Consider the following 9,394-nt stretch of genomic DNA (forward strand, 5'->3'; position numbering starts at 1 on the left):
CAGCATGTGCCCCCTCGCCAGAGGGCAGCATCGAGGTCGTCGGCTAGCCGACGACCTCGATGTTGTCCATGCCGCCGTAGACCGTCCACCAGGGCTTGGCGCCCTTGGCGATGACCTCGTTCAGCGCCTTGATGTTGGTGACGCCGCGATCCTCGAGCCAGGCCTCGAGGGCGGGGCCGCCCTCCTTGCCAAAGATCGCGACGCCGTCCTGCCAGGTGGCGCGGCCGCAGAGCACGCCGGAGAAGGGCGTGCCGGCCTCGGCGGCCAGCTCCAGCGTCTCGCGGAAGACATCGTCGGTGACGCCGGCGCTCAGGTAGATGAAGGGCAGGGTGCAGGCGGCGGCGGCGTCGACAAAGTGCTGCTTGGCCTCCTCGCGGGTGTAGGCCGCCTCGCCGCCGAAGACCTTCATGCCCTCGACGAACTTCACATTCACCGGCACCTCGACCTTGAGCACGTCCACGCCGTAGCGCGGCTTGGAGAACTCGGCCATGTAGGCGGCGACATACTTGGGCTTGGCCTTGGCGAACTCCAGGGACTTCTCATCGCCAATCGCGTCGTCGTAGGCCAGCGGCTCCAGGAAGAAGGGCTTATCGATGGCGGCGCACTCGGCGCCGATCCGCTCGATAAAGGCGTGCTTGACCTCGTTCACCTCGGGGGCGTCGAAGGGGTTGTAGTAGAGCAGGATCTTGATCGCGTCGGCGCCGGCCTCGGCCAGGCGGCGGACGCTCCAGACGCTCAGCAGGTCGGGCAGGCGGCCCTTGACCGTGACGTCGTAGCCGGTCTTCTCGTAGGCGAGCAGCACGCCGGTGCCGGGCGCGCGGTGCTCAAGGGCGGGCAGGCCGTACTCCGGGTCCATCAGGATGGCGCTGGAGTGCTTGGTGAGCACGCGGGTCACGCAGGTCTTAAACTCGGTGAGCGCCGCATCGTCGACCTCGGAGCCGCGGGCTTTGGCGATCGCCTTCTTGAGCGACCCGCGCTGGTCCATGGCGGCGGCGGCGATCACGCCGTTCGCGTCGGCGCACGCCTGGATGCCGTCAAACTTACCTTTGCTGATCTGAACCTTGGCCATAAACATTACTCCTTCGTACAGAGGGATTCACCACGAGGTTGGCTGTCCCTACCCTTCCCGATTATACACGAACCTCGTTGGGGCGAGACACGGTAGAGAGGGTATATCCCTCCTCTACGCCATATCATCCTGCGCCTTATCGAGCTGGAGCACCAGGGTCTCAAAGAGGTCGCTCTCGGTGATGATGCCGAGCACCCGGTTCTGATCATCGACCACCGGCAGCCCGCCGATCTTGTTCTCGATCATGAGCATGGCCGCCTCGCGCAGCCCGGTCTCGGGCGTGATCGTCAGCGGGTCGTTGGTCATCACCTCGTAGACCTTGACGTGCCGCAGGGCCTGGGCGATATCGAGCGGGTCGAGGCCGGCGACGCGCATAATATCGGCCCCGCGGATGTCGCCCTGGGTGATCATGCCGCGCAGCTCGCTGGTGTCGATCACCACCGGCAGGCGGCGGACGTCGTGCTCGCGCATCAGCGCCAGGGCGTCGCTCAGCGGCGCGGCTAGGTTGATCGTGACAGCAGGCGTACGCATCCAGTAGCGTACCTCTTGCTCGGCGGGCACGTGAGGAGAGTCATGGGGCGAAGAGAATGTCGTGCTCATGATCAGCCTCCTTGCTGTCAGAGATTCTGTATGCAGCCTTGCTCGTCGGCTTGATGGCTCCCAGGTTTACCCAGCGCTTATTCGCGCTAACAATCAGTTTTTTTTATGGGAGAGCAAAGCTCTCCCACACCCTCACTGTGCGCCCTCCATCACTTATTCAGCCGCGGGTCGAGGATATCGCGCAGGCCGTCGCCCACCAGGTTGAATCCGGTGACGACGAGCAGCATCGAGATGGCGGGGAAGAGGGTCAGCCACCACTGGGCGGTGATATAGTTACGGCCCTCGCTGATCATCACGCCCCACTCGGGGGTGGGCGGCTGGGCGCCGAAGCCGATGAACGAGAGGCCGGAGACGGCCAGGATGGTGCCGCCCATGTCGAAGCTGGCCTGCACCAGCAGCGGCGAGAGCGTGTTGGGCAGGATGTGGCGCAGCAGGATCCCGGCGTCGCCCACGCCGATCGCCCGCGCGGCCTGGACGAACTCCTGGTCGCGCAGCACCAGCACCTGCCCGCGCACCAGCCGCGCGTAGACCGGCCATGAGACGACGGCGACCGCGATCAGGGCGTTCTGCAGGCTCGGCCCGAGCGCGCCGGCGATGGCCATGGCCAGGATGAGGCTAGGGAAGGCGAAGAAGATGTCGGTGATCCGCATGATCGCCTCGTCCCACCATCCGCCTATGTAGCCTGCCACGGTGCCGATGAGCGTGCCGACGCTGGCGGCGATCAGCACCACCGATAGGCCGGTGAAGAGCGAGATCCGCGCGCCGTACAGGATGCGGCTGAAGACGTCGCGCCCGAGCTTGTCGGCGCCGAAGAGGTGATCGAGCGAGGGGGCGTGCAGGCTGTCCGAGATATGCTGCTCCAGCGGCGGGTAGGGGCTGAGCAGGCCGGCCAGGGCGGCTAGGGCCACAAAGATGATGATGATCACCAGCCCGATGATCGCCGTCGTCTCTTTGCGGAAGCGGCGCACGAACATGCGCAGCGGAGTGTGCTCGCCGCCGGCGCGGCCCGCGGCGGGCGTGCTCAGAGTTGTCTGGGTGTTTGCCATAGCGCTCAACCTATCCGCACGCGCGGGTCGATCAGCGAGTAGCCGATGTCCACCAGCGTGTTCACCAGCGGGTAGACGACCGCCGCCACCAGGGTCACGCCCATCACCGCCGGGTAGTCGAGGTTCGTGATCGATGTGGTGACGTAGCGCCCGAGCCCCGGCCAGCTGAAGATCGTCTCGGTGAGCACGGCCCCGCTCAGCAGGGAGCCGAAGGTGAGGCCGACGGTGGTGAGCACGGGCGGCATAGCGTTTTTAAACACGTGTCGCGTGACCACGACGCGATCCTTGAGGCCCTTGGCCTTCGCGGTGCGCACATAGTCCTGGCCGAGCACCTCAAGCATGGCCGAGCGGGTCATGCGCAGGAGGACGGCGGCGGAGAAGTAGCCGAGCACCAGGGCCGGCAGCACCAGATGGCCGGCGGCGTTGGCCAGCGCGGTCCAGTTCCCGGCCAGGGCCGCGTCGATGGTGTAGAGCCCGGTGACACGGGCCGGCGCGCTGAGCGCGGCGTCGAGCCGGCCGGGGCCAGGCAGCCAGCGCAGCTGACGCCAGAACACGCCCAGGGCCAGCAGGCCGATATAGAAGATCGGCATCGAGCCGCCGACGAGGGCGAACATGCGGGCCAGTGCGTCGGTCCAGGAGTTGCGGCGCAGCGAGGCCAGCACACCCAGGGGTATGCCAATCAGCACCGAGACCAGCATGGCCGCCAGCGAGAGCTCGATCGTTGCGGGCAGGTAGTCGCGCAGGTCGTCGAGTACCGGGCGGCGGGTGCGGATGGACTGGCCGAGGTCGCCGCGAAACAGCCGGCCCATATAGATCGCGTACTGCACCGGCGCGGGCTTGTCGAGGCCGAGCTGCTCGCGGTACGCGGCGATCTGATCCTCGCGGGCGTTCCCACCCAGCGCCGCTGCCACCGGGTCGATCGGCACCATCTGGGCTAGGAAGAAGGTGAGCAGCGAGACGCCGAACATGACGAAGAGCAGGCCGCCAAGCCGGCGGAGGATGAATCTGGTCATAGGTGGGGGTGTGGAGGCGGCAGGCCGCCCCCACACGGTATATGTTTATTGGGCCTCGGCAGCCACGCTGCCGAGGCCCAACAGACCATCGTCTGCGATACGCTACTGCTTGCTATAGATCCAGAAGCTCTCGGACGGGGTGTCGACCGGGTCGAAGATGAAGCCCTTGACGCTCGTGCGAACGGCGAAGTTGCGGGTGGCCTGGTAGAGCATGGCGTAGGGGCCGTTGTGCTGGACGTAGTCCACCAGCTCCTTGTACATCACCTCGCGCTTGGCCGGGTCGAGCTCGGCCACGGCGGCCTTCGACATCTCGATCGCCTTGGGGTCATCCCAGGCATTGCGCCAGGCCAGCGACTTCGCCTCGTAGTTCGCGAACGGCGTGGCGTTGGTGTCGGGGTCGGGGAAGTCCGGGCCCCAGCTGTAGAGCATCATCTGGAGTCCCTGGGCGCGGTAGAGCTTGAGCAGCTCGGAGCCCTGCAGCTGCTGGATGGTCAGCTTCAGCCCGGTCTTCTCAACGTCGTCCTTGATCTTGGCGGCCAGGGTGGCCCACTCAATGCCGCCGAGGCCGATGCCGGTGGCCACGGTGAACTGGATCTCGGTGCCCTCGGCGACGCCGGCCTTGGCCAGCAGCTCCTTGGCCTTGGCGATATCCTGCGTGAAGGGGGTCGTCCCGGCGTGGCCCAGGAAGCCAATCGGCAGGATCTCCTGGACGGTCTGGGCGCTGCCGCCCAGCAGGGTGACGATGTCGTCGTAGTTGATCGCGTAGCGGATGGCCTCGCGCACATCGGGGTTGTCCAGCGGGGCCTTGGTGGCATTCATGCCGACATAGGCGAGCTGGTTATCGAGGCCCTTCACCAGCGTGATATCGGGGTTCCCCTCCAGGGAGGCCATCTGATCGGCGCCGAGGCCATCAACAATATCGACGTCGCCGGTCTCGATCGACGATACGAGGTTCGTCAGGTCGGGCGTGTTCTGGATGATCACACGCTTGATCGCCGGGGCCGCGCCCCAGTAGTTCGGGTTGGCGTCGAGGATGACGCTGACGGTGCGCTCCCACTTGGCGAGTGCGTAGGGGCCGCTGCCGGCCGAGTGGTCGTTCAGCCAGGACTCGCCCATGTCGGCGCCCTCGTTGGGCTGGACGAGGGCCTTCTCGACCACCGAGGCGATCGAGTTGGTCAGCACCGAGAGGCAGACCTGCGGGCTGACCTCGCCGGGGATCTTCAGCACGAAGGTGCCGGCGTCGGGGGCGCTCATGCTGCCGTTGGGGATCTGGCAGACATCGATCAGCAGGAAGGCCGGCGACTTATTGATCCGGATGGCCCGGTCGAGCGAGTAGATCACATCATCGCCGGTGACGGGGCTGCCGCTGGCGAACTTGGCTGCGGCGTTGAGCTTGAAGGTCATGGCCCACTGCTCGCCGTCCTTCGCAATGTCCCAGGAATCGGCCAGGATCGGCACGATCTTGCCGTCCCCGCCGGGGATGAAGGAGGCCAGGGTCTCGTACATATTGCCGACGGGCAGGATGCCGCCGAACTCGTAGGCCACGGCCGGGTCGAGCGTGATGATGTCGGTCAGGTCCTGGGCCTGGATCAGGGTGTCTGCGCGGCTGACCTCGGCCATGGCGGGGGCCTCGGGCGCGGCGGTGGGGGCATCTGCGGCCGGCGCGGCGGTGGGGGCCTCGGGCGCGGCGGTGGGGGCATCTGCGGCGGGTGCGGCGGTCGGCGCGGCGGGCGCGGCGGGCGCGCCGCCGCAGGCGGCGAGGATCGCCAGCAGCATCGCCATGATCAGGGCGATGGCGGCGCTTCGCTTCGGCGAGAGGGCTCCTAGACGCATGGGGCGAGTCCTTTCCGATAGGGGGGCTGCACGAGCGGGCAAACCAGGAGGCTGTGCGGCCCCTGGCGCATACGCCCGCGGCGAGGTGCCGGGGCGGCATACGTGTGGTGCTCACATCATTGTGTTGCGGCTGCGGGAGGATGCGGGGCGAGGGCGCTGGCCATGTGTAAATCTTGTAAACAGTATCCGCAGGGGCGGGCGGATTTTGGGTGCAGCCACACGCCCGCCCCGCCGCGCTTCGACGTGCTACGTAGCACACACCTATGGTCACAATGAACGAAGATTTAATGATTATAGCAGATAGGCGGGGGGGCGTCAACGCTTTACAGCGGGGGGCGCCGGCCTATATATCGAGCAGGGAGTCGGCGGCGCGGAGCACCTGGGCGAGCGGGATGCGGTCCATGCACTCGGCGGGGTCGGTGTGGCGCGGGCAGACGTCGAAGCTGCTGCACGGGCTGCAGGGCAGGCCGGCCCGCAGCACCAGGTTGCGGGCCGGGTCGCCCCACGGCCCGAAGCGCCCGGGGTCGCTCGGCCCGAAGAGGTGAACGCTCGGGCGGCCCTGGCTGACGGCGATGTGCAGCGGGCCGGTGTCCCCGCCGATGATGAGGGCGGCCCGGCCAAGCAGGGCGGCCAGCTGGCCGACGCCGGTGGCCCCGGCCACGCTGAGCGGCGGGCGGCGCATCAGGGCGGCCACCTGGGCGGCCAGGGGCGCCTCGGCCGGCCCGCCGGTGAGCACGACGCGCAGCCCCCCCCGCCCGGCCAGGGCGTCGCCCAGGGAGGCCCAGCGCTCCGGCGGCCAGGCTTTGGTCGGCCCGCTCGCGCCGGGGTGGATGGCCACCAGCCGCTCGCCGGGGGCGAGGTGCGCCGCCGCCCACCGGTCGGCCCAGGCCTGATCCGCAGGCGATGGCGCGAAGCGGAGAGGATAGCTGCTCTGCACGCTGGAAGCTACGCTTCCAGCGTGCAGAGCAGCTATTTTTTCTACCACCGCAAGGCTCTGCCGGCTGACGTGCTCGGCGGGGTCGTAGGGCAGGGCGTCGGTGAGGAAGGGCGCGCAGAGCGGGTGGGCGTGGCCGACGCGGCGCGGGATGCCGGCCAGGGCGATGAGGGCCGCGCCCCACCAGTGGTCGTCGCGCAGCAGCAGGGCGGCGTCGTACCCCTGGCGGCGCAGCAGGGCGGCGTAGCGCAGCAGCAGCCAGTAGGGCCGCAGGGCACCGCCGGGGCCGCCCGCCCGGCTGAATCCGGGGAAGGGCAGGTCGTGCAGCAGATCGAGGTCGGGGCTGCCCGCCCAGATCACCCGCGACCAGGGGCCGACCGCGCCGGCGATCCGGGCGTCGGGCAGCCCCTGGCGCAGCGCGCGCAGGGCCGGCGTTGCCAGAAGCGCGTCGCCCAGGGCGTCGGGCTTGATCACCAGGACGCGGCGGATAGGTGATCTTTGGCGAGCGCCTAATTTTGCCAGAGCAGCGAGTATACGGAGGAGAAGGAGCTTCATAGCAAATGTTGAATGTTGAATGTTGAATGTTGAATGCCTGCAATTCAACATTCAACATTCAACATTCAACATTAAAAGAGCATCGCCCCCGACTCGCGGGCCAGCTGGCGCAGGCGCTCGCCGGAGGGCTTGTTGCCGCGCTTCTCCTCCTGGTCGGCCAGGGCGTTCAGCTGCTTGACGAAGTCGGGCGTGATCTTCGCCACGCTCTTGCGCAGCAGCCGGGTGGCCTCCTGGGGCGTCTCGAGGAGCAGCAGCTCGTTGATGAATCGCTCCTCGGGCGTGAGGCGGTCCTGGATGATCGTGACGGCCTCCTGGGCGATGGCGTCGAGGTGCTCGGCCACGTCCTCGCGTCCGGCGCGCTGGGCGGCGCCGACGTTGGCCGAGAGCACCATCAGGAAGGCCTCGTTCACCTGCTCGGCGCGGGCGTGGAGGGCGGCCATCGGGTCCTCCGCCTCCAGCACCTCGCGCAGCAGGCCGCTGCCGGCCTCGAACATCTCCTGGGCCTGGCGGTCGAGCTCCTCGACGATCGCGAGGATGGCGTCGCGGCGGGCGGTGAGCCGCTCGGCCTCGGCCGTGTCGCCGGCGGCCTCCTGCGCCTCGATCCGCTGCGTCCAGGCCTCGAAGAAGCCATAGTCGATGAAGGCGCGCAGCTCGGCCACCGTCGCCTCAAGGTCCTCGTCCGGCGCGGCGGCCAGCCGGTCCAGCGCCTCGGCCAGCTCGGCGTCGTCCCCGGCGCCGGGCGACATGTCGCCGAACTCATCGGCCAGCCGGTCGCGCACGTGCTCCAGCAGCGCCCGCGTGTCGGCCTGGCTCGGCGGGGTCGAGCCGATGAAGGCGCTCAGGGTGGCGAAGAACTCGGGGGTCAGCTCGGCGCGGTTGGCCTCGACCACCGCATCAAAGTCGCCGCCCTCGGCGATCGCCCCGGCCAGCTGGCTGATCAGATCGACCCGCTGGCGCTGGGCGTCGAGCATCTCGCGCGAGACCCCGTCGCCCTCCAGGATGGCGTCCAGCAGCGAGGGCAGGGTCAGGAAGCGTCGCGGGCTGAGCATGTAGGCCCGCGGCGCGTTTGGCGGCAGCGACTGCATGATGAAGGTCGTGGCCTCGCCGATGAAGCGCTCCTGCTCAGCGGGGGCGGCGTTCAGCTCCTGCGGGAAGTAGACCAGGCAGAGCTGCTTGGCGGCGTCGTGGTAGATCAGCGGCGCGCCGAGCATGGTGGCGTTCTGGCAGTTCGGGCAGACGGCCACGTTCAGCTGGCCGCTGAGCAGGGCCTGCTTCAGCTCGGGCTGCTCCGTCACATCGAGCAGGGTATAGATGCCGGTCTTGAAGGGCGTGCCGCACGAGGGACACGCCAGCTGCACCGGCTGAGGGGCGATAGGGGGCATTGTCGTCTCCAGGAGGCAGGGGCAGGAGGCAGGCAGACGATCCTCACGCCCTCACGATACTCATAATCAATAGTCGCGATTATACCAGTAGTTTTGGGGGGAACCGCCTGCCGCCCGCCGCAGGGCATGTGCAACGTCATGCGCGCCCCCCGGCTGGCGACTGAAGTCGCGCCGGTGGGGGCGCGTTGCGCCGGGCGTCGGCCTGCGCCGACGCTGGATCCGCCCACGCATGGGGTGGTCGGCCGCAGGCCCCCGCGACGCGGCTTCAGCCGCCAGCGACGTTGCTCACGCCCGCCGGCCCACCACCGCGAAGAGCGGGTCGCTCAGCCAGCGCCGCGGCGAGCGGTCGAGCCCACGGATGTCGGTGAAGCGGTCGGCCTTGGCGAAGTACTGCTTCACCAGGGCCATGTGCTGGCTGTCGCTGGTGCTGACCCAGACGTGGACGGCTTTGCTGGGGAAGCAGCGGTTGGAGAAGCTGACGATGAAGGGCGCGCCGGGCCTGAGCACGCGGCCCACCTCGGCGAAGACCTCGACGGGCCGGGTGAGGTACTGCACCGAGACGGTGCAGACCGCCCCGTCGAACGAGGCGTCGGGGAAGCTGAGCTGCGGCGTGAGGTTGAGGTCGTGGACGAGGTGCTCATCGAGCCGCTGGTTGAGCCGCAGCTCGTCCTCGTTCAGGCCGAGGCCGACCAGCCGGGCCACCGGCAGGTCGGCGGGGATGTGGCTGTGGTAGCTGCTCATGAGGTCGAGGATCTGGCCGTCGGGGGGCAGCTCCTCGCGGAAGATCTGGCCCACCGCGCCGCAGGCCGGCTCGTCGATGTGGGCGGTGAGGCGGGGGTAGAGGTAGAAGTTGCGGTCGTCGCTCTCGTCGTAGCGGCTGAAGTAGCCCGGCGGGAAACTGTTCTCGAGACGCAACAGGAACTCCTTGTTGAGCGGCCGGCTGCAAGTGAACCGCGCCTCCA

The 9,394-nt window shown here is 68.3% G+C and carries 8 protein-coding genes; all 8 read right to left on the reverse strand.

From position 1 onward, the window contains the following. Positions 1-43 precede the first annotated feature (43 nt). The 8 genes from K2Z83_RS10990 to K2Z83_RS11025 all read right to left on the reverse strand — a co-directional run bounded on the left by K2Z83_RS10990 (position 44) and on the right by K2Z83_RS11025 (position 9,347). A complete protein-coding gene (locus K2Z83_RS10990; RefSeq protein ID WP_220595227.1) occupies positions 44-1,069 on the reverse strand; it encodes a tagatose 1,6-diphosphate aldolase in 1,026 nt (341 codons plus the stop codon). Between the two features lie 114 nt (positions 1,070-1,183). Further along, positions 1,184-1,669, reverse strand: a complete 486-nt coding sequence (locus tag K2Z83_RS10995) for a CBS domain-containing protein (protein ID WP_255603767.1) — start codon at positions 1,667-1,669, stop codon at positions 1,184-1,186. A 149-nt stretch (positions 1,670-1,818) separates the two neighbouring features. Then, positions 1,819-2,715 carry a nickel transporter permease gene (gene nikC, locus K2Z83_RS11000; protein WP_220595228.1) on the reverse strand — a complete coding sequence of 299 codons (897 nt, stop codon included), beginning with the start codon at positions 2,713-2,715 and terminating at the stop codon, positions 1,819-1,821. A 5-nt stretch (positions 2,716-2,720) separates the two neighbouring features. Continuing rightward, entirely contained in the window at positions 2,721-3,728 is a 1,008-nt protein-coding gene (locus K2Z83_RS11005) for an ABC transporter permease (protein WP_220595229.1), read from the reverse strand. Between the two features lie 102 nt (positions 3,729-3,830). After that, positions 3,831-5,561 (reverse strand): ABC transporter substrate-binding protein, encoded by a 1,731-nt coding sequence (locus K2Z83_RS11010; RefSeq protein WP_220595230.1) that lies wholly within the window; start codon positions 5,559-5,561, stop codon positions 3,831-3,833. A gap of 343 nt (positions 5,562-5,904) precedes the next feature. After that, positions 5,905-7,101: a glycosyltransferase family 9 protein gene (locus tag K2Z83_RS11015; protein ID WP_255603768.1), complete on the reverse strand. Its 1,197-nt coding sequence runs from the start codon at positions 7,099-7,101 to the stop codon at positions 5,905-5,907. Between the two features lie 20 nt (positions 7,102-7,121). Then, the gene (locus K2Z83_RS11020) at positions 7,122-8,432 is read right to left on the reverse strand and encodes a CpXC domain-containing protein (RefSeq protein ID WP_220595231.1); all 1,311 of its coding nucleotides are present in this window, start codon (positions 8,430-8,432) and stop codon (positions 7,122-7,124) included. A gap of 285 nt (positions 8,433-8,717) precedes the next feature. Continuing rightward, positions 8,718-9,347, reverse strand: a complete 630-nt coding sequence (locus tag K2Z83_RS11025; RefSeq protein WP_255603776.1) for a class I SAM-dependent methyltransferase — start codon at positions 9,345-9,347, stop codon at positions 8,718-8,720. Positions 9,348-9,394: the final 47 nt, after the last annotated feature.

Source organism: Oscillochloris sp. ZM17-4 (assembly GCF_019599295.1).
Taxonomy (GTDB): domain Bacteria; phylum Chloroflexota; class Chloroflexia; order Chloroflexales; family Chloroflexaceae; genus Oscillochloris.

Coding starts and splice junctions, on each gene's coding strand:
- K2Z83_RS11010 (WP_220595230.1), bottom strand. CDS start 5,561: ATGCGTCTAGGAGCCCTCTCGCCGAAGCGAAGCGCCGCCATCGCCCTG.
- K2Z83_RS10995 (WP_255603767.1), bottom strand. CDS start 1,669: ATGAGCACGACATTCTCTTCGCCCCATGACTCTCCTCACGTGCCCGCC.
- K2Z83_RS11015 (WP_255603768.1), bottom strand. CDS start 7,101: ATGTTGAATTGCAGGCATTCAACATTCAACATTCAACATTCAACATTT.
- K2Z83_RS11005 (WP_220595229.1), bottom strand. CDS start 3,728: ATGACCAGATTCATCCTCCGCCGGCTTGGCGGCCTGCTCTTCGTCATG.
- nikC (WP_220595228.1), bottom strand. CDS start 2,715: ATGGCAAACACCCAGACAACTCTGAGCACGCCCGCCGCGGGCCGCGCC.
- K2Z83_RS10990 (WP_220595227.1), bottom strand. CDS start 1,069: ATGGCCAAGGTTCAGATCAGCAAAGGTAAGTTTGACGGCATCCAGGCG.
- K2Z83_RS11020 (WP_220595231.1), bottom strand. CDS start 8,432: ATGCCCCCTATCGCCCCTCAGCCGGTGCAGCTGGCGTGTCCCTCGTGC.